The organism is Sphingopyxis sp. (genome assembly GCF_036261875.1).
In the GTDB taxonomy this organism is placed as follows: Bacteria; Pseudomonadota; Alphaproteobacteria; order Sphingomonadales; family Sphingomonadaceae; genus Sphingopyxis.
On record NZ_DATAJZ010000007.1, the window covers coordinates 124,505 to 144,300 of the forward strand.

21 protein-coding genes are annotated in these 19,796 nt (G+C 66.8%); 8 read left to right on the forward strand and 13 right to left on the reverse strand.

Translation table 11 applies throughout. The annotated features are described in order from the left end of the window. Positions 1–57 precede the first annotated feature (57 nt). Positions 58–2,313 (reverse strand): phosphoribosylformylglycinamidine synthase subunit PurL, encoded by a 2,256-nt coding sequence (gene purL, locus VHO04_RS02370; protein ID WP_329626872.1) that lies wholly within the window; start codon positions 2,311–2,313, stop codon positions 58–60. A 50-nt stretch (positions 2,314–2,363) separates the two neighbouring features. Further along, complete coding sequence (locus VHO04_RS02375) at positions 2,364–3,020, reverse strand: hypothetical protein (protein WP_329626873.1); 657 nt, start codon at positions 3,018–3,020, stop codon at positions 2,364–2,366. An 83-nt stretch (positions 3,021–3,103) separates the two neighbouring features. On the opposite strand from VHO04_RS02375, the gene VHO04_RS02380 reads away from it, so the two are divergent. From VHO04_RS02380 to queA, 5 genes are all read left to right on the forward strand, one after another. Next, positions 3,104–3,367 (forward strand): exodeoxyribonuclease VII small subunit, encoded by a 264-nt coding sequence (locus tag VHO04_RS02380; protein WP_257544623.1) that lies wholly within the window; start codon positions 3,104–3,106, stop codon positions 3,365–3,367. A gap of 5 nt (positions 3,368–3,372) precedes the next feature. Further along, entirely contained in the window at positions 3,373–4,293 is a 921-nt protein-coding gene (locus VHO04_RS02385) for a polyprenyl synthetase family protein (protein ID WP_414713072.1), read from the forward strand. Continuing rightward, positions 4,293–4,799, forward strand: a complete 507-nt coding sequence (gene coaD / locus VHO04_RS02390; protein WP_329626874.1) for a pantetheine-phosphate adenylyltransferase — start codon at positions 4,293–4,295, stop codon at positions 4,797–4,799. The genes VHO04_RS02385 and coaD overlap by 1 nt, the downstream gene beginning before the upstream one ends. Before the next feature lie 97 nt (positions 4,800–4,896). Then, entirely contained in the window at positions 4,897–5,703 is an 807-nt protein-coding gene (locus VHO04_RS02395) for a peptidylprolyl isomerase (protein WP_329626875.1), read from the forward strand. A 24-nt stretch (positions 5,704–5,727) separates the two neighbouring features. Then, positions 5,728–6,759 carry a tRNA preQ1(34) S-adenosylmethionine ribosyltransferase-isomerase QueA gene (queA, locus tag VHO04_RS02400; protein ID WP_329626876.1) on the forward strand — a complete coding sequence of 344 codons (1,032 nt, stop codon included), beginning with the start codon at positions 5,728–5,730 and terminating at the stop codon, positions 6,757–6,759. On the opposite strand, the gene VHO04_RS02405 is transcribed toward queA, so the two are convergent. The 4 genes from VHO04_RS02405 to VHO04_RS02420 form a co-directional block, all read right to left on the reverse strand. Continuing rightward, positions 6,723–7,550 (reverse strand): class III extradiol ring-cleavage dioxygenase, encoded by an 828-nt coding sequence (locus VHO04_RS02405; RefSeq protein ID WP_329626877.1) that lies wholly within the window; start codon positions 7,548–7,550, stop codon positions 6,723–6,725. The genes queA and VHO04_RS02405 overlap by 37 nt on opposite strands. Before the next feature lie 4 nt (positions 7,551–7,554). After that, entirely contained in the window at positions 7,555–8,157 is a 603-nt protein-coding gene (wrbA, locus tag VHO04_RS02410; RefSeq protein WP_329627014.1) for an NAD(P)H:quinone oxidoreductase, read from the reverse strand. A gap of 88 nt (positions 8,158–8,245) precedes the next feature. Then, positions 8,246–8,842: an FMN-dependent NADH-azoreductase gene (locus tag VHO04_RS02415; protein WP_329626878.1), complete on the reverse strand. Its 597-nt coding sequence runs from the start codon at positions 8,840–8,842 to the stop codon at positions 8,246–8,248. 82 nt (positions 8,843–8,924) lie between these two features. Continuing rightward, positions 8,925–9,620, reverse strand: coding sequence for a pirin family protein (locus VHO04_RS02420; protein ID WP_329626879.1), 696 nt, complete (start codon positions 9,618–9,620; stop codon positions 8,925–8,927). A 233-nt stretch (positions 9,621–9,853) separates the two neighbouring features. Between VHO04_RS02420 and VHO04_RS02425 the strand changes: the two genes are divergently transcribed. Continuing rightward, positions 9,854–10,789, forward strand: coding sequence for a LysR family transcriptional regulator (locus tag VHO04_RS02425; protein ID WP_329626880.1), 936 nt, complete (start codon positions 9,854–9,856; stop codon positions 10,787–10,789). Between the two features lie 197 nt (positions 10,790–10,986). Then, on the forward strand, positions 10,987–11,694 hold the full coding sequence (gene ctrA, locus VHO04_RS02430) for a response regulator transcription factor CtrA (RefSeq protein ID WP_257544603.1): 708 nt from the start codon (positions 10,987–10,989) through the stop codon (positions 11,692–11,694). 530 nt (positions 11,695–12,224) lie between these two features. On the opposite strand, the gene VHO04_RS02435 is transcribed toward ctrA, so the two are convergent. The 6 genes from VHO04_RS02435 to VHO04_RS02460 all read right to left on the reverse strand — a co-directional run bounded on the left by VHO04_RS02435 (position 12,225) and on the right by VHO04_RS02460 (position 17,060). Further along, positions 12,225–12,656, reverse strand: coding sequence for a PilZ domain-containing protein (locus tag VHO04_RS02435; protein ID WP_329626881.1), 432 nt, complete (start codon positions 12,654–12,656; stop codon positions 12,225–12,227). Between the two features lie 103 nt (positions 12,657–12,759). Continuing rightward, on the reverse strand, positions 12,760–14,079 hold the full coding sequence (locus VHO04_RS02440) for a M28 family peptidase (protein WP_329626882.1): 1,320 nt from the start codon (positions 14,077–14,079) through the stop codon (positions 12,760–12,762). Positions 14,080–14,150: 71 nt separating this feature from the next. Continuing rightward, the gene (locus tag VHO04_RS02445) at positions 14,151–14,675 is read right to left on the reverse strand and encodes a hypothetical protein (protein ID WP_329626883.1); all 525 of its coding nucleotides are present in this window, start codon (positions 14,673–14,675) and stop codon (positions 14,151–14,153) included. A 182-nt stretch (positions 14,676–14,857) separates the two neighbouring features. Beyond that, entirely contained in the window at positions 14,858–15,412 is a 555-nt protein-coding gene (locus VHO04_RS02450; protein ID WP_329626884.1) for a hypothetical protein, read from the reverse strand. A 181-nt stretch (positions 15,413–15,593) separates the two neighbouring features. Then, positions 15,594–16,427, reverse strand: a complete 834-nt coding sequence (locus VHO04_RS02455; protein ID WP_329626885.1) for a glycine zipper 2TM domain-containing protein — start codon at positions 16,425–16,427, stop codon at positions 15,594–15,596. Between the two features lie 144 nt (positions 16,428–16,571). Further along, on the reverse strand, positions 16,572–17,060 hold the full coding sequence (locus VHO04_RS02460) for a GAF domain-containing protein (protein ID WP_329626886.1): 489 nt from the start codon (positions 17,058–17,060) through the stop codon (positions 16,572–16,574). 150 nt (positions 17,061–17,210) lie between these two features. On the opposite strand from VHO04_RS02460, the gene VHO04_RS02465 reads away from it, so the two are divergent. Then, the gene (locus tag VHO04_RS02465) at positions 17,211–17,510 is read left to right on the forward strand and encodes a DUF4282 domain-containing protein (RefSeq protein WP_257544587.1); all 300 of its coding nucleotides are present in this window, start codon (positions 17,211–17,213) and stop codon (positions 17,508–17,510) included. 42 nt (positions 17,511–17,552) lie between these two features. Here the strand turns inward: VHO04_RS02465 and VHO04_RS02470 are convergent, their stop codons facing one another. Further along, the gene (locus VHO04_RS02470) at positions 17,553–19,727 is read right to left on the reverse strand and encodes a prolyl oligopeptidase family serine peptidase (protein WP_329626887.1); all 2,175 of its coding nucleotides are present in this window, start codon (positions 19,725–19,727) and stop codon (positions 17,553–17,555) included. Between the last annotated feature and the right edge of the window lie 69 nt (positions 19,728–19,796).

The following is a 19,796-nucleotide window of genomic DNA, read 5'->3' on the forward strand; positions in this document are numbered from 1 at the left end:
GCATGTCGACGTCGCAGCTACGCGCCCTCTTTGTGGCTTCGTGGCTTTGTGCGAGTCTCAGGCGAGCGCCGCGTCGGCCCCCATCAGCGCCGGGAAGAATCCCTCATGCGCCGCGCGCAATTCCGCCAGCGTCACCTGATGGTCGCTGTCGGGCAGTTCGAAGACGATGCGATCCTTGATCGTGCGGCCGAGTGGATCGACCGGCACGTCGGCGTGGTTCGCGGCGTCGAGGAAGTCGGCGAGACAGGTGTCGCAGACGGTGACCAGATACAGCCCCTGATCCTCGCCGAAAAAGCTCTCGGCGATGCCGAACGGCTGTTCCTCGCTGACCAGCACGCCAATGTTCGACTTCAGTGCCATTTCGGCGAGCGTCACCGCGACGCCGCCGTCCGACACATCGTGACAGGCGGTGATCCAGCCCGCATTGATCGCGTGGCGGATGAAATCGCCGGTGCGTTTCTCGGCGCGCAGGTCGACGGGCGGCGGCGGGCCTTCCTCGCGGCCGTGAATCTCGCGTAGCCACACCGACTGGCCGAGATGGCCCATGCGTTCGCCGACCGCGAGCACGATGTCGCCGGTGCGCTTGAAGCCGATGCCGACGGCTTTCGACAGGTCGTCGATCACCCCTACGCCGCCGATCGCGGGGGTCGGCAGAATCGCGCTGCCGCCGCCGGTTGCCTTGCTCTCGTTATAGAGGCTGACGTTGCCCGACACGATCGGATAGTCGAGCGCGCGGCACGCTTGGCCCATGCCGTCGAGGCAGCCGGTGATCTGGCCCATGATCTCGGGCCGCTGCGGGTTGGCGAAATTGAGGCAGTTGGTGATCGCGAGCGGCGTCGCGCCGACCGCGGTGATGTTGCGCCACGTTTCGGCGACCGCCTGCTTGCCGCCCTCGACCGGGTCGGCATAGCAATAGCGCGGGGTGCAATCCGTGCTCATCGCGAGCGCGCGGCCCGTGCCATGGATGCGGACGAGCGCCGCGTCGCCGCCGGTCTGCACCGTGTCGGCGCCGACCTGGCTGTCATACTGCTCCCAGATCCAGCGGCGGCTGGCGATGTCGGGGGTGCCCATCAGCGTCTTGAGGTCGGCGGCGACGTCCTTGGTTTCGGGCACGTTCGTCAGCGGCGCGGCCTTCGGCGTCGGGACGTGCGGGCGATCGTAGAGCGGTGCGTCGTCGGCGAGCGGGGCGAGCGGGATGTCGCAGACGATCTCGCCCTTATGCTCCAGCACCATGCGGCCGGTGTCGGTGACGGTGCCGATGACCGCGAAGTCGAGTTCCCATTTGTGGAAGATCGCGGCGGCGAAATCCTCGCGGCCGGGCTTCAGGACCATCAACATGCGTTCCTGCGATTCGGACAGCATCATCTCATACGCCGTCATGCCGGTCTCGCGCTGCGGCACATCGTCCATCTTCAGGTGCAGCCCGACGCCGCCCTTTGATGCCATTTCGACCGACGAGGAAGTAAGGCCCGCGGCGCCCATGTCCTGAATCGCGACGATCGCGTCCGACGCCATCAGTTCGAGGCACGCCTCGATCAGCAATTTTTCGGTGAACGGGTCGCCGACCTGCACCGTCGGGCGCTTTTCCTCGGCATCCTCGCCGAAGTCGGCCGACGCCATCGTCGCGCCGTGGATGCCGTCGCGGCCGGTTTTCGATCCGACATAGACGATCGGATTGCCGACGCCGCTCGCGGCCGAATAGAAGATCCTGTCCTGCTCGGCGACGCCGACGGTCATCGCGTTGACCAGGATATTGCCGTCATAGGCCTTGTGGAAATTGACCTCGCCGCCGACCGTGGGGACGCCGACGCAATTGCCGTAGCCGCCGATGCCGTGGACGACGCCCGAGATGAGGTGCTTCATCTTCGGATGGTCGGGACGCCCGAAGCGCAGCGCGTTGAGGTTCGCGACCGGCCGCGCGCCCATGGTGAAGACGTCGCGCAAAATGCCGCCGACCCCGGTCGCCGCGCCCTGATAGGGTTCGATGTAGGAGGGGTGGTTGTGGCTCTCCATCTTGAAGATGGCGGCGAGCTTCTTGCCGTCCGCGCCGGTGCCGATGTCGATGACGCCGGCATTCTCGCCGGGGCCGCAGATCACCCAGGGGGCCTCGGTCGGCAGCTTCTTCAGATGGATGCGCGAGCTTTTATAGCTGCAATGCTCGGACCACATGACCGAGAAGATGCCGAGTTCGACCAGGTTCGGCTCGCGCCCGAGCGCGGCGAGGACGCGCTCATATTCTTCCGGCGAGAGGCCGTGGTCGGCGACGATCTCGGGAGTGATGACGGAGGCGGGCGCGGCTGCTGTCTGAGTCATGGCGCGCCTTTAGCCGCGCGCGCGCGATAGGAACAGACCCTTGATGGCTTTTATGCCCCGATGATAGGCCGCCGGTTTGCGCCCGCCCACCATGCCACGCCCGCCAGCACGGCATAGGCGGCGAGCATCGTGGCCGGGATCGAGATCGAATAGACGGGCTCCTTCGATCCGAACCAGTCGATCGCCTGCACCAGCGCGAGCAGTCCGGCGAGCACCCAGAGCCGGATAGAACCCGAGGGCGCCGCGGTGCGCCGCGCATAATAAAGCAGCGCGCCGAAGGTCAACAGGATTTCCAGCGGCATTTCGGCCAGCGGATGGTTCCAGAGGCCGAACCCGAGCTTCGGCGGCGCCCCGAACAGGGTGAGGTCGGGGATATGGACGATCAGGTCGAGAAACCAGTGCGAGAGGACGACGATCGCCGCGCCGATCGCGGCCTCGCGCCGCCTGGTGCCGAACCAGACGAGCAGACCGAACGCCGCGGCCCAGAGCGCGGCGCCGAGCAGGCTGTGCGTATAGGGCATGTGGTGAAGGTCCATCGGGTTCATCGCGGTGATGCCGGGAACGATCCGCATCGCCTCGACCCCCGGGATCAGCAGCGTGGCGAAGCCGATGTCGACAAGCTGTCCGGCGACGAACAAAGTGCCGAGCCCGGCCGCCCTCGGCCGCGTGGCGGCGATCAGGGCAGGGGCGAAATGGCCGATGAACATGCAGGCGATGCTATCGTAGCGTACGGCGGCGTCAAGCGTCACCGCACTTGACCGCGGGGGGCCGAAGGGGCCAAAGCAGACGCATGACGGACACCCCCGCACCGCAGATTACCGCCCCGATCGCTCCAATGTCGTTCGAGGCCGCGATGGGCGAACTCGAAACCATCGTCCGCCGGCTCGAAAGCGGCGACGTCAGCCTCGAGGAATCGGTCGCGCTCTACGAACGCGGCCATGCGCTGCGCCAGCATTGCGAAGCGCGGCTCGCCGCGGCGCAGGCGCGGATCGAACAGGTCAGCCTGGGCGCCGACGGCCAGCCGGCGGGAACCACGCCCTTCGGCGAAAGCTGAGCCGGGTGGCTCTCGCCGACGGCGATACGACCCAGGCGGCGCATCTGTTGCCCGCCGCGCAGGAGGAGGTCGCCGCCGGGATCGACGCGCTGTTCGACCGGCTGCTCGCCATCCCCGCCGATCCGCGCGCGCGCCTTTACGAGGCGATGCGCCACGCCGCGATCGCGGGCGGCAAGCGGCTCCGCCCCTTGCTCGTCCGCGCGGCGGGTGATCTGTTCCATGTCGATCGCGCGTCCAGCCTGCGCGTCGGCGCGGCGGTCGAGGCGATGCACGTCTATTCGCTGATCCACGACGATCTGCCGTGCATGGACGATGACGACATGCGCCGCGGCAAGCCGACGGTTCACCGCGCCTATGACGAATCGAGCGCGGTGCTCGCGGGCGATTCGCTCCACGCGCTCGCCTTCGAATGGCTCTGCGACCCCGCGACGCACGGCGACCCGTTCGTGCGCGCCGAGCTTTGCTGCGAACTCGCGCGCGCTGCGGGACCGTCGGGCATGGCGGGCGGGCAGATGATGGACCTGGTCGCCGAGACCGCCGATTTCGACCTGCCGACCGTCACCCGGCTTCAGCAGCTCAAGACCGGCGCGCTGATCGGCTTTTCGGTCGAGGCGGGGGCGATCCTCGCGCGCGTTCCCGCCGAGGGGCGCCGGCCGCTGCGCGGCTATGCCCGCGACATCGGGCTCGCCTTCCAGATCGCCGACGACATATTGGATGTCGAAGGCGACGAGGCGCTCGCGGGCAAGGCGCTGCATAAGGATGACGCGGCGGGCAAGGCGACCTTCGTCACGCTGATGGGGCTCGACCGCGCGCGCGAGCAGGCGCGGCTGCTCGTCGATCAGGCGATTGCGCATCTCGCCGGTTTCGGCGAAGAGGCGGCGCTGCTGCGCGCAATCGCGCGCTATGTGGTGGAAAGGGATCATTGATGCGGGTGGGGGTTTATCCGGGGACGTTCGATCCGATCACGCTCGGCCATATGGACATCATCCGGCGCGGCGCGAAGCTCGTCGACCGGCTGGTGATCGGGGTGACGACGAATATCACCAAATCGCCTTTGTTCGACGACAATGAGCGCATAGAGATGGTCAGGGCCGAGGTCGCGTCGATCGACGGCGACATCCGCGTCGTCGGTTTCAACTCGCTGCTGATGGATTTCGCGGAGCGCGAGGGCGCCACCGTCATCGTGCGCGGGCTGCGCGCGGTCGCCGATTTCGAATATGAATATCAGATGGCGGGGATGAACCAGCAACTCAACGACCGCATCGAGACGGTATTCCTGATGGCCGACGTCGGCTTGCAGCCGATCGCCTCGCGCCTCGTCAAGGAAATCGCGATCTTCGGCGGCGATATCCGCAAGTTCGTGACCCCTGCGGTGCGCGATGCGGTGGTGTCGCGGATCGACGAACGCGGCCTTCGTCAGGGCGAAGCCTGATCCGGCGTATCATCCCAATCATTGAGCGTTCAGCTTTTTCCCGCTAGGTCGCGGCCTGCGGGGCGCATATTCAGATTCGACAAGAGGCCGATCCAGCATGAAACTTTCCTTCCGCCCCCTGATCCTGACGGCGATGGCGATCGGCCTCGCGGCGTCGGCCGCCGCGCAGGAAGTGCCCCCCGCGCCCGCGCCGCAGGGCAGCGAAGCCCCGCCGCCCGCGCCCGCACCGGCCGAGCCCGCGCCGCCGCCGGTCGAGACGCCGGCGCCTGCGCCCGCGACGGGCGAAGCGGCCCCTGCGGCCGAGGCCGCGCCCGCGGTCCCGGCGATGACGCCCGACCAATATATCAATAACCCCGAATATATGCTCGATCTCGACCTTTCGACGGGCGGGCGCGTCGTCGTCCAGCTCTATCCCAATGTCGCGCCGAACCATGTCGAGCGGCTGAAGCAGCTTGCGCGTGCGGGCTTCTACAACGGGATCAAGTTCCACCGCGTGATCGACGGCTTCATGGCGCAGACGGGCGACCCGACCGCGACCGGGCAGGGCGGATCGCAGCTTCCCGACCTCAAGGCCGAATTCAACGACACGCCGCACCTGCGCGGCACGCTGTCGATGGCGCGCGCCGAAAGCCCCGACAGCGCGAACAGCCAGTTCTTCATCATGCTTCAGCCGCGCTTCAGCCTCGACCATCGCTACACCGCTTTCGGGCGCGTCGTGTCGGGGATGCAATATATCGACGCGATCCATAAGGGCGAGCCGCCCGCGGTGATGTCGCGCATCGTCCAGATGTCGGTCGCTGCCGACAACAAGCCGATGCCGCCCGCCTCTGCGCTGGTCGAGGATCAGCCGGTGGCGCCGCCCGTGGTCTCGGCCGACGAGCTCAACGCCCCGATCAAGCGTTAAGCGCCAAGGGACGCGCGAACCTCCATGCGCGTCGACGCCTTCGATTTCGATCTGCCGCCCGAGCGCATCGCGCTCCGTCCCGCGCGCCCGCGCGATGCGGCGCGGATGCTCGTCGTCGAAGGAAGCACCATAAGCGACAAGGGCGTTCGCGCCCTGCCTGCCTTGCTGCGCGCTGGCGATTGTCTCGTCTTCAACGACACCCGCGTCATCCCCGCGCAGCTCGAGGGCCATCGCGGAGAGGCGAAGATCGGCGCGACGCTCCACAAGCGCATCGATCTCCGCCGCTGGCAGGCCTTCATCCGCAATGCGAAGCGGCTGCGCGCGGGGGAGACGGTCGATTTCGGTTCTGGGGTCGCGGCGGTCGCCGAACAGCGCCTCGCCGACGGCAGCTTCGTCCTCGCCTTTGCGGGCGACGAGCCGGTCGAACTGCTGCTCGAACGCGCAGGCACGATGCCGCTGCCGCCCTATATCGCGGGCAAGCGCGCGACCGACGACGCCGACCGCAGCGATTATCAGACGATGTTCGCCGAGAAGGACGGCGCCGTTGCGGCCCCCACGGCGGCGCTGCATTTCACCCCCGAACTTCTGGCCGCACTGGATGCGGCGGGGATCGCGACCGAGACGCTGACGCTCCACGTCGGCGCCGGAACCTTCCTGCCGGTGAAGGCCGACGATACCGACGACCATGTCATGCACGCCGAATGGGGCCGCATCGACCCCGCGACCGCCGACCGGCTCAACGCGGTGCGCGCCGGGGGCGGCCGGGTGATCGCGGTGGGCACCACCAGCCTGCGCCTCCTCGAAAGCGCGGCCCGCGACGACGATGTCATCGCGCCGTTCGAAGGCGACACCGCGATCTTCATCACCCCCGGCTATCGCTTCAAGGCGATCGACGGGTTGATGACCAATTTCCACCTGCCGCGCTCGACGCTGTTCATGCTGGTCAGCGCGCTGATGGGGTTGGAGACGATGCAGGCCGCCTATGCCCACGCGATCGCGGGCGGCTATCGCTTCTACAGCTATGGCGACGCGAGCCTGCTGCTGCCGAAGGCGTAAGCGTCCATCGCCAGCACGGCATAGGTCACGCTGGCGTGGAGCCGCTTTGCCGCGAGGCCGTCCGCTTCGGCGCCCGCGCCCATTGCGACGAACAGCGGCAGGATATGGTCGGGCGTCGGATGATTGTCGCGGCCATGCGGTGCGCGTTCGACAGCGTGGAGCACGTCGTCGATCGCACCCGCGGCCAGGCGGTCGGCGATCCAGTCGGTGAAATCGCTCACCCACGCCGGCGCGGGGGCGTCGATCGGTGGGCGGGTGGTGAAATAGGCGCGGAGGTTATGCGTGATGCTCCCCGAACCGATGATCAGCACGCCCTCGTCGCGCAAGGGCGCGAGCGCCTGACCCAGCGCATAATGCCATTCGGGCGAAGCGTTCGAGGCGATCGAAAGCTGGACCACCGGAATGTCGGCAGCGGGATAGATCAGCGACAGCGGCACCCAGGCCCCATGGTCGAGCCCGCGTTCGGGGTCGGCGGCGACGGTCAGGCCGTGTCCCGCGACAAGCGCGATGACGCGTTCGGCCAGCGCCGGATCGCCTGGCGCGGGATAGCGCATCGCGAACAGTTCGTCGGGAAAACCCCTGAAATCATGAATGGTCGGCGGCGCGGGCGATGCGGTGACGGTCGCGCGGCCGCCTTCGAATGCCGCGTCGTGATGCGCCGACACAACGAGGATCGCGCGCGGACGCGGCAGATCGGCACCCAGCCCGGCGAGGAAGGTCCGCGCCGGGCTGGGCTCGAGCGCCATCATCGGCGAGCCGTGCGAAACGAAAAGGCTCGGGAGACGGCGCATCGGATCAGGCGATCAGCTTCGCCGCGGTCCGCGCGACGCGCTCGCCCAGATAGCGCGCGCCGCCGAGGTCGGCTGCGCTCGGCTGGCGCGATCCGTCGCCGTTCGCGATCGTCGTCGCGCCATAGGGCGCGCCGCCCCTGACCTCGTCGACACCCATCTGGTCGGCATAGCCATAGTCGAGCCCGACGATCGTCAGCCCGAAGTGGAGCAGGTTGGTGAGGATCGAGAAGAGCGTCGTTTCCTGTCCGCCGTGTTGCGACGCGGTCGAGGTGAAGGCGGCACCGACCTTGCCATTGAGCTTGCCCTGCGCCCACACGCCGCCGGCGGTGTCCCAGAAGCTCGCCATCTGGCTCGCCATGCGGCCGAAGCGCGTCGGGGTGCCGACGACGATCGCGTCATAGGTCGCGAGCTCGTTCGGATCGCTCAGCAGCGGGTGCGCGGTGTCGGTCTTGAAACCCGCCGCCTGCACCACCGCCGCCGGTGCGGTCTCGGCGACGCGGCGGATGTCGACTTCGGCGCCCGCGGCGCGCGCGCCCTCGGCGACCGCGTCGGCCATCTGCTCGATATGACCATAGCTCGAATAATAGAGCACCAGAACCTTTGCCATCATGTCGTCCTTTCCTTGGTGAATGGGGAAGAAGGGGGTGGGCCGCCGCCGGGGGAGGGGGAAGGGCGGCGGCCCGGGGGGAGAGCGATCAGGCCGCCTGCTGCAACCCGTCGATCGCCTGGGCGGCGCGGGCGATCGCCTCGCCGTCGCGCTGGTGGCCGTCGGCGGCGACGATCGTCACGTCGGTGATGCCGATGAAGCCGAGGATATGCTTGAGGTAGCCACTCGCGAAATCGACCTGGCTGCCGAGCGGAACGCCGCCCGAGGCGAAGACGATATAGGCGCGCTTGCCGGTGAGCAGCCCTTCGGGGCCGGCATCGGTATAGCGGAAGGTGCGGCGCGCCCGCGTTACCTGATCGATCCAGGCCTTGAGCGCGGCGGGAATGGAGAAATTATAGATCGGCGCGGTGATGACGATCGTGTCGGCGGCCTCGATCTCGGCGATCAGCTCTTCCGAGGCAGCGAGCAGTGCCCGCTGCTCGTCGCTGCGCTCGGCCTCGTCGGTGAAATTGGCGCCGACCCAATTCTCGTTCAGGAAGGCGGGCGGCGCGACATGGAGGTCGCGGCGGGTGACAGTGGCGCCATAGTTTTGTTCGACCAGGCGGCGTTCGAGCTGATCGGCAAGCGCGCGGGTGGTCGACCCGGCGTTGCGGGCACTGGCGTCGATGCGAAGAATGTGGCTCATCTCGGGCTCCTTGGATGCGGAGGAAGAAGGGGTGGGCCGCCGCCGGGGAGGGAGGGGGACGGCGGCGGCCCGAGGGAGAGGTTCAGAGGCTGTCGACCAGCACCAGTTCGGCGTCGTCGAGCGCTTCGACCTCGATCGTGCCGACATCGCGAAGCGCGATGCCGTCGCGGGGATCGGCGTCCGTGCCATTGACCCGGATGCGGCCCTTGGCGGCGACCAGATAGGCATGACGCCCGTCTTCGAGGTCATAGGATATCTGCTCGCCGGCGTTCACCGTCGCGGCCGCGACACGGGCGTTGGCGCGGATCGGCAGCGCTTCATCGCCCTCGATTCCGCTCGCCAGCGTCACGAACTGACCCGAACGGTCGGCCTTGGGAAACTGGCGCGCGCCCCAGCCGGGATTGCCGCCGTTCCGGTCGGGCATGATCCAGATCTGGAACAGCGTCGTTTCCTCATCCTCGAGGTTGAACTCGCTGTGCGTCACGCCGGTGCCGGCGCTCATCACCTGGACGTCGCCCGCCGCGGTGCGGCCGGTGTTGCCCATGGAGTCGCGGTGGGTGATCGCGCCGCTGCGAACATAGGTGATGATTTCCATGTCGCGGTGCGGATGCGGGGGAAAGCCGGCCTGCGCCGCGATGGCGTCGTCGTTCCAGACGCGCAGCGCACCCCAGCCCATACGGCTCTCGTCATAATAGTTGGCGAACGAAAAATGATGACGGGCGTCGAGCCAGCCATGGTCGGCGTGCCCCAGCGTGTCGAATTTGCGAATGTCGATCATCGACCTTGTCCTTTCTCTTGGCGCGCCCGGGGCTGCATGCCCGGCGGCGCTCATCTGTTGAGGACAAGATAGGCGTTGGGATCGTTTCTGAAATAGCGTAGATGGAAAACCATTGTTTCCATATAGAGCGTCATTGCGAGCGAAGCGAAGCAATCTCCAGCTATCGACCTTACGCCGGACAATAGCTGGAGATTGCTTCGCTTCGCTCGCAATGACGTAAAGAAAGGCTATTCATGGCGCTTCCCGATTATGAAGGCTGGGCCTGTTTCGTCGCGGTCGCCGACGGCGGCAGCTTCACCGCCGCCGCCGCCGCGCTCGGCCTGTCGAAGGCGAGCGTTTCGAAGGCGGTGACGCGGCTCGAGGCGTCACTGGGCATCACCTTGCTCCACCGCAGTTCGCGCGTCGTGACGCTGTCGACCGCGGGGACGGGACTGATCGACGAGGCGCGCGCGATGGTCGCGGCGGCGACCGCGGCGACCGAGGCGGCGCGCGGCGACCGGCTCGATCTTGCGGGTCCGATCCGCCTCGCGGCGCCGATGAGCTTCGGGATCAAGGTGCTCGGCCCGCCGCTCGCGGCCTTCCTCGACCGGCACCCGGCGGTCGAGATCGAGGTGTTGCTCAGCGACGCGCGCAACGATCCGGTCGCCGAGGGGATCGACCTGACCTTGCGGATTGCACCGCTTGCGGACTCAAGCCTGCTCGCGCGCACGATCGCGCCGGTCGCGGCGTCGGTGATCGCGAGCCCCGCCTATCTCGAAAAACATGGGGTGCCGAAGCACCCGCTCGACCTCGCGGGGCACCGGCTGATCGGTTACGGCCACCGCCAGCGCGCGACGCCGCTCCATTTCCACCGCAAGGGCGAGGAGGCGACGGTGCTGCCGACCGGGCCGTTGTTCGCGAACAATGGCGACATCGCGGTGCCGCTGGTCGTCGCGGGCGGCGGGATCGCGGTGCTGCCCGACTTCATCGCGGCCGAGGAACTGGCGTCGGGGGCGGTCGTCCCGATCCTCACCGACTGGTCGCTGCCGCAGGCGCATCTCCACCTGCTGTCGCCGCCGTCGCGGCTGCGGCCGGCGCGCGTGCGCGCGCTTTCGGACTATCTTGTCGAGACGCTCAAGCCCTCCTGCACCGGCGCACACGAACGATTTCTGGCGCTGCGCGAAGGTTGAAACGGCCGGAGCGGCGATGCGACGCCTGTCGCGACTCGTGGATTCCTGCGGGTTAAATCAAAATTAACCTTTTCCCTTCATTGGTTTCATGGTTAATGTTCCGGCAGTCCTGCAACAGGGGCGCGTCGGCGACATCCAGCGAGGGTTGCGCGGACGGGTCGCGGGATCATCGTGGGAATAGAATCAAGGGGTGCCCAATGCGCGTACTGCTGATCGAGGACGAGCCGACGACCGCCAAGGCGATCGACACGATGCTCACCACCGAGGGCTTCAACGTCTATACGACCGATCTGGGCGAGGAAGGCCTCGATCTGGGCAAGCTCTATGATTACGACATCATCCTGCTCGACCTGAACCTGCCCGACATGCACGGCTATGACGTGCTCAAGAAGCTCCGCACCGCGAAGGTGCAGACGCCGGTGCTGATCCTGTCGGGCATTTCGGAAATGGATTCGAAGGTGCGCTCGTTCGGCTTCGGCGCCGACGATTATGTCACCAAGCCCTTCCACCGCGACGAACTGGTCGCCCGCATCCACGCGGTCGTCCGCCGCTCGAAGGGCCACAGCCAGAGCGTCATCAAGACCGGCAAGCTCGCGGTCAATCTCGACACCAAGACGGTCGAGGTCGACAGCGTCCGCGTCCATCTGACCGGCAAGGAATATCAGATGCTGGAGCTGCTTTCGCTCCGCAAGGGCACGACGCTGACCAAGGAAATGTTCCTGAACCACCTGTACGGCGGCATGGACGAGCCTGAACTTAAGATCATTGACGTCTTCATCTGCAAGCTGCGCAAGAAGCTTGCGCTGGCCTGCGGCGGCGAAAATTACATCGAGACGGTCTGGGGCCGTGGTTATGTGCTGCGCGACATCGACGACGACGGCAACGAAGTGCGCCGGGTCGCCTGATGCACCAGTCATAGCTCCGACGCGAGTTATACCCGAGAGCCGGCGCGGAGCGATCCGCGCCGGTTTTTCGTGCCGAGTGGGCGGGAACGGATGACGGTTGTCGACCGGAAGCGGACCTAACTTGTATCGTCATCCCGGACTTGATCCGGGATCCATTCTCTCAGCGCCGGATGAAGGGATCCCGGATCAAGTCCGGGATGACGAAGGAAAAGAACGGCAACTCCCTACCCCAAAAGCCGACCTCGCCTTCAAATAAGCCTTTCCTACATTATCCGGCTATGCCAGCCTTCATCCGGCTCTTTCATTCGGTGGATAAAGGCGGTCGTGGCCCAGTTTTCGGAGGCAGCAACGGCGAGGCGTGCCGGGTGCGTCCAACACGCTGCGAGACCACGTCGGGGCGATGCAGTAGGCTGAACTTTCCTGAACTTTGGAATGATTGCGCAGTCCTCGCGCCGACCAGACCCCAGTTTCAGGCCGCGATGACGAACGAAGGCACGGCAGTTCTCCACAAACAGGGCGTCGCTAACGCCTCACCGCTTCCGCCCATAATGTCCGGGCAGCCGGCTCACCTGCGTCAGTCCCGGCCGCCAGGTATCGAGCTTGGGCGCGGGGACGATCTGGAAGTCGGCGGTGCTGTCGGCGGTGCGTAGGTCGTCGCCGCGCGCCGCGCGCAGGCTGGCGGTTTCGATCGGCCGGTCGGTTTCGATGCCGAAGCGCTTGCCCGCGACCCAGCGGACCGTGCCCGCCATCGCTTCATGGCCCGACAGCAACACCGTTATCCGCTCGCCGATCTGCAGGACATGCGGGCCCTGGCCGCCGAGCCCGGTTTCGGAGACGTTGCGGATCGTGACGTCGAACGCGCCGAGCCGCTTGCAGCTGAGCGTCGCCTTCACCAGCCGCGATTGGCGCGGCTGGCGCTTTTCGGTCGGAGTGGGTGAGGCGGCGGCCTCGGGACTTGGCATGGTGCGACCCATCAACTCCGGCTACCCCCACGCGAGCCGGTTCTTTTGGTCCCTGCCGCGTCTTAGCGCAGGAAGGTAAATTTTCGTATAGCGTATTCGATCCTTATGGGACGAGCGGAAGCCCGCCGAAGGTCACGATGCTTTCGCTACCGTCCTCCGAAAGCGCGGAAACCCCGAAGAAATTATCGTCGACGACGACACCGGGCAGATTGAGCTCGGTTCCCGCCGTCGCCGGAACGAGCCGCGAATCGGACCAGTCGCGGCGGTCGCCGCGGCGCCAATAGACGCGATAGGCGGCCGCGCCGTCGACCGGCGTCCAGCGCACCATGGTGTTCGCGCTGAGCGCGCCGTCGATCCCGACCTGCGCCGGCGCGGGCGGCGCGTCGGCCAGCTCGGTAATGAGCGCAGCGTTGAGCGCGGTCACTCTCGCGAGATAGGGAAAGTCCATCGCATCGACGGTGTCGCCATAGGTGCGGCCGTTCTCGGTCCGCAGATCCTGATGCTGGCGGTCGTAATTCTCGATCCCGACGGTGAAGCGGATCGCCGGATAGCCGAGTTCGAGCGACGGCGAGTGATCCCCGCCGCGGCGGAAGCGGTCGGGGCGCCGCACCGCGAGCACCTCGAGCCCGATCGCGGGATGGCGCTCGGCGGCGCGCACCGCCGCCTTGGCGAGCGCGCGCGACGGGCCGTCGTCCTCGCCGCCGATGCCGCGCCGCGCGAGCTGTGCCGCCAGATCCTCCGACGCGCGGATGCCTTCGCTGAACACGCGGACGCGGTTGTCGACGACCGTGCCGTCGGTGCCGCGGGTGTTGCCGACGATGTCGTTGTTGAGCATCGCGACGACCTGCCACCCCTTTTCCTTGGCATGGCGCGCGAGCAGCTTGCCGCCCCACAGGCCCTGCTCCTCGCCCGACAGCAGCGCATAGACGATCGTCGCGCGATGCTGGTGCTGCGACAGCAGTCGCGCGGCCTCCAGCACCAGCGCGGTGCCCGACCCGTCGTCGTTGGCGCCGGGCGCGTCGGCGGTGATGTTCATGACGTCGGTCACCCGGCTGTCGATATGGCCGGCGATCATGATGACGCGGTCGGGGTCGCTGCCCTTTTGAATCGCCAGCACATCCTCGACGATGACGCCGTCGGGCGCGCGCGGTCCCTCGAACCGGTCGCTGATCCGCTCGACGGTCAGGCAGCCACCGCACGCCTTCGACAGCCGCGCGAATTCGGCGGCGCCCCAATTGCGCGCCGCGCCGATGCCGCGCTTGGGATCGGTCGTGGAGGATAGCGTATGGCGTGTGCCGAACGAGACGAGTTTCTCGACCAGCATCTTCAGCCGCGCCGGATCGGCGGCGGGGGTTTCGTCGCTGGCAACGGCGATGGTCGGGGTGGCGAGAAGCAGCGCGGCTGCAAGGGTGTGACGAAGCATGGGGTTTCATGCCCCGCGACGCGGTCAAAGAAAAGCCCCTCCTCTAAAAGAGGAGGGGCGTTGAGACGTTCTTACCGCAGGCCCGAATAGTCGATATCGACGACGCGGCCATAGCGGATGTCGCAGCTGAACTTGCCCTTGTCATAGGAACCGCCGCGGCCCCAGCGACCGCCATAACCGTCGCGGACGACGACGCGGCCCTTGACCTTGTAGCCGTCGCGCTTGCGGTCGATGCTTGTCACCTGGGTGACGTCGGTGCGGCCGTAACGGCTCGTCCCGCGCTCGACTGCGCGCACGCACTGGCTGACGGCGCTGCGGCTGTTGCCATAACGATTATAGTCATAGCCATATCCGTAGCGCGGGTCGTCATAGCGTCCCCGATAGCGATCGTCGTAACGATCATAGCGGTCGTTGTTGCCGCTCGACAGGATCGCGGCGAGGCCGCCGAGCACGACGGCGCCCGCGATGATCTCGCCCGCGCCGATCCCGTCGCGATCGTAGCGGTCGCGCGCTGCGGCGGGCGCGGCACTGACCAGCATCGCGCCGGCGGTGGCCGCACCCATCGCGGCCTTGGTGAAGGAAGTTTTCATAGCCATGGTTCGGTCTCCAATAAGCGCAGGCACGCCCGTGCGGCCTGTTGGAGCCCTTTTACCGATTCGGCCGTGACGCGGTCCTGAACCCCCCGCTTATCTGGGGTTCAGCCTTGGTTTTGGCGGGGTTCATAAAGGAAAGGCCCCTCGCGGACGCGAAGGGCCTTTTTGCGATAACAAGCGGTTCCTCAGCCGAAACTGACGTCGACGACCCGCCCGTTCCGATAGCTGCAGCCGAAGCTCTTCACCTCGCCGCCGAGCCGCGAGGCGGTGCCGGTCACATACCAGCCGCCATTGTTCGGCTCGGTGCCGGTGATGCTGTCGACGCGCGCGTCGTCGCCCATCTCGCCCTCGACCGCCCAGCTGCACGCATCGGACGCCCGCGCTTCGGCCTCACCGTCGCCATAGGGGCGAACCTCGGTGGTATCGGCGCCATAGGCGCCGCCATCGTCATTGCCCTGCGGTTCGTAGTTCGGCGCATCCTGGCGCGGCTCGCGATAGGGCGGCTCATAGCGATAGTCGCGGTCGCGGGGCTGGGCCTTGTCCTTGCTCGCGGCGCCAATCACCGCGGCGATGGTGCCGAGGACCAGCAGGCCGCCGATCACTTCGCCGGTGCTGACATGATCGCGGTCGCGATAGCCCCAGCCGCCATGACCATAGCGGCCGCGCGCTTCGGCCGGAACCGCGGCCACCGAGGACAGGATGATCGCCGTCGCGGTCGCAAAGCTGGTGAATTTACGCATCGAGGGGGCACTCCCACGTGCGGGGTCCAGGACGATCCGGCCCGCAATCCCGCCGCTCTAGGCGCCCCATGCTTTCGCGGCGCTGAACCGTTATCGGGGCGCGATAAAGCGAAAGGCCCGCCATCCCGAGGGACGACGGGCCTATCAGGACCAGATGAGTCGACCAGACCTGTCCGGGCAATCAGCAGGCGCAGCGCGGCTTGGGCCGCGGCTTCCACTTGCGCTTGGCGACCGTGCGTTTGCGCACCGGCACGGTCTCATAATAGGTGCGGGTGCTGGTCTCGACCCGTTCGGTCACGACCGGCGCGCCGGGGATGATCGTCGTGACGACGACGCCCGGCGTATAATAGCCATAGCCGCCATAGCTGTAGCTCTGGGCATATCCGCCCTGATAATATCCGCCCTGATATCCGTCATGCCGATAGCGGTCGCGGCTGGCCCACCATTCGTCGCAGGCCTTCTTGTCGGCGGCGCTGCCGACCGCGGCGCCGGCCAGTGCGCCGAGACCGCCGCCGATCAGCGTTCCAGCGGCGCGGTCGCCGTGCCCGGCGACACGGTTGCCGACGACGCCCCCCACGACTCCGCCGACAACCGCTCCGGTCGCCGTGCCCCCCCGGCCACAGCGCCGCGCCATCTCCGCATCCCGCGCGTCATAGCCGCCATGATAGGGGCCGCGATAAGCCCGATCATATTCGGGCGGCGGCGGATAGGCGGTGCCCGGGCGGCCCTCGACCGTCCCTTCATAGCTGCCGTCGTAGCGGCGGCCGTCGGGCGCTTCATAAGTGCCGTTCCACGTGCCGGTCCAGCGGCCCTCGGCATCATAAGTGCCGTTCACCTGGCGATAGTCGACCTCGCTCGGGACGCGGTCTGGATAGCCGGTATAGACGCGCGCGTCGGGCGTCGCCGGGCTGCCGTAATCGAGACGGGTTTCGTCGGCCGTGGGTTCGGCGCTGTTCGCGTGGCTCGCAAGCAGCAGCGTTCCCGCCGCCAGGCCCAGAAGCACAATCGTCCGCATACCCAACTCCCTGCTACCCCGGCCGGTCGCCCGCGCAGCGCGACGACAAGCGATTGGTTAACAGCCTGTTAGCAAATCGGGCCGATTTTCGCGAATCCGTTAACCCTGAGTTTGGCGTCCCAATTTGGGTCAGGCCAATTTGGGTCAGGACGCGAGCGTGGCTGCGATCCTGGCGACCAGCGCCTCCGCCCCCGCCTGATCGTCGGCGGTGAAGCGCGACGGGTGCGGACTGTCGAGGTCGAGCACGCCGATCAGCCGTCCGTCCGCGACGATCGGCACGACCAGTTCGCTGCGGCTGTCGGCGTCGCAGGCGATGTGGCCGGGAAAGGTGAAGACATCTTCGACGCGCTGGGTCTCGCGAAGCCGCGCCGCGGCGCCGCAGACGCCCTTGTCGAGCGCGATGCGGATGCATGCGGCCTTGCCCTGAAAGGGGCCGAGGACGAGTTCGGTGCCGTCGAAGCGATAGAAGCCCGCCCAGTTAAGATCGGGGATCGCCTGCCAGATCAGCGCCGCGACATTCGCCATGTTCGCGATGCCGTCGGGTTCGCCGGCGACGAGCGCGGCGGCGGCATCGGCGGCCTCGGCCCAGAGTGCGGCGGGATCGGTGGCGGTGAACGACAGGGCATAGGACATGATGCCGCCTATGTCGGGGTGCGAGGGGCGTTTTGCAACGACATTCCCCGATTTCGTCCCGGGCTTCCTATTCGGCGGAAAACGTGCAAGCTTGGGTTGGGGCATCGGGGCAGGGGCCGCGATGCTGGTGTCGGAGTAGGGGAGAAGATAATGAACGGTTTTGAAATCGGTGATCTTTTCAAGTTCGACAAGATGGTCGCACCGACGGTGCTGAAGATCGTCTATTGGCTGGGGCTGATCGGTATCGCGCTGGCCTGCCTCATGTCGATTATCGGCGCCATCTCGATGATGTCCTATTCGGCGGCCACCGGTCTCGGCACGCTGATCCTGTCGATCATCGCGCTCGCCTTTGGCGCGCTGGTCTGGCGCATCGTCATCGAGATCTACATGGTGATCTTCAGCATCAACGACCGGCTGGGCGAGATCCGCGACCGCCTGCCTCCCAAATAAGCGAGCTTGGTGGCGGCGGCCAACCAGCCGCCGCCCCGCAGTCTATTCGACCGCCAGCCCGGTCCATTTCGCGGCAAAGGCGTATTTGTCGGCCGCTTCGGCGATGATCTTGTCGGTCGGCTTGCCCGATCCATGGCCGGCGCGCGTCTCGATGCGGATCAGGTGCGGCTTGGGGCCGATGTCCGCGTGCTGCAACGCGGCGGTATATTTGAAGCTGTGGCCCGGCACGACGCGGTCGTCGGTATCGGCGGTGGTGACGAGGATCGCCGGATAGGCGGTGCCGCCCTTGATATTATGATAGGGCGAATAGGACAGAAGATTGCGGAAATCCGCCTCCTTCGACGGATAGCCATAATCGTCGACCCAATAGCGTCCCGCGGTGAAGCGGTCGAAGCGCAGCATGTCCATCACGCCGACGGCGGGCAGCGCGGCGGCGAACAGGTCGGGGCGCTGGTTGGTGACCGCGCCGATCAGCAGGCCGCCGTTCGAGCCGCCCTCGATCGCGAGCTCGCCCTTGCCGGTGATCCCCTCGCCGATCAGATATTCGCCCGCGGCGATGAAATCGTCGAAGACATTCTGTTTCTTGTCGAGCCGCCCGGCGTCGTGCCACGCCTTGCCATATTCGCCTCCCCCGCGCAGATTCGCGACGACATAGACGCCGCCGGCGTCCATCCACGCGAGCTTGGTCGGCGAGAAGCCGGGCGTCATCGACACGTTGAAGCCGCCATAGCCATAGAGCAGGGTCGGCGATCCCTTCGATCGGTCGAGGCCTTTTTTCATGACGATGAACATCGGCACCTCGGTGCCGTCCTTCGATTTGTAGAAGCGCTGCTCGACCGAGAATTGCTTGGGGTCGAAAGTCAGCTTGGGTGCGGCGAACACGTCACTTTTCCCGGTGACGGTATCGAGGCGATAGATCGTCGTCGGGGTCGCGAAGCTCGAAAAGGCATAGAAGGTTTCGGGGTCCTTCGGATTGCCGCCGAAACCCGAAGCCGACCCGATGTCGGCAAGGTGGATCGCCGAAATCGGCCTGCCGTCGAGCCCGATCATCTCGGCTTCCGACTTCGCGTCGCCGAGATAGGAGAGGATGATGCGATTGCCGACCCGCGATGCGCCGACCAGAGTCGCCTCCTGCTGCGCGACCAGCTCGGTCAGCTCGCCGGGTTTGCGGATATCGATCGAGACGAGCCGCGCGCGCGGCGCATCCTTGTTGGTCAGAAAGGTAAAGCGCGTCCCCTGGTTGGCGACATATTCCCAATTGTTCGCATAATCGTCGACGAGCGCGATCGGCTTGCCCGCGCCCTTCGCTCCGATCGGATAGAGCGTCAGCGCATAGCGTTCGTCGGTGCCCTCGGACCCGGTGACGAGCAGATATTTGCCGTCGTCGGTTACCTCGGCGCTGTTGTTGAGCTTCGGCTTGCCGGGGGTCGCGTGGATCAGCGTGTCGGCGCTCTGCGCGGTGCCGAGGCGGTGGAAATAGACCGCGTGATTTTCGTTGAGCGACTGAAAGGCCTCGCCCTCCTTCGGTTCGGGGAAGCGCGAATAGTAAAAGCCGCTGCCGTCCTTGGCCCAAGCGAGCCCCGAGAATTTCACCCAGCGGATTTCGTCGCCGGTATCCTCGCCGGTCGCGACGTCCTTGACGCGGACGATGCGCCAGTCGGTGCCGCCGTCCTGCACCGAATAGAGGAGGTGCGTGCCGTCCTCCGACGGCTCCCATTCGGCGAGCGCGGTGGCGCCGTCCTTTGCCCAGCCGTTGGGATCGATCAGCACCCGGCCCTCGCCCTTCAGCCCGTCGCGGACGAACAGCACCGATTGCGGCTGCAGCCCGTCGTTGCGGCTGTAGAAATAGCGCGTCCCCGCCTTGCGCGGCAGGCCGAAGCGTTCGTAATTATAAAGCTCGGTCATCCGCTTCTGAAAGCTCTCGCGCCCCGGCAGCGTCGCCAGATAGGCGTCGGTGACCTTGTTTTCGGCCGCGACCCACGCCGCAACCTTGGGGTCGACACGGACATCATCCTCCAGCCAGCGATAGGGATCGGCGACATCGACGCCGAACTGCGGATCGACCGTGTCGCCGCGCGTGGTGGCCGGATAGACAAGCGCGGGCGCCGGCGCGGCGGCGGCCGCGGCATCGGCTGCGAGGGGGGCTGCGTGGGCGGCGCCGGGCGCGGTCATCAGCAGGGCCAGCGCCAGCGGCGCGCGAAAAGGGGCAGGGGGCATGGCAAGGCGATCCTCATCGTCGGAGTAATATTCGTGCGCCGCACTGTAAGGATGGAAAAGGGTGGGGCA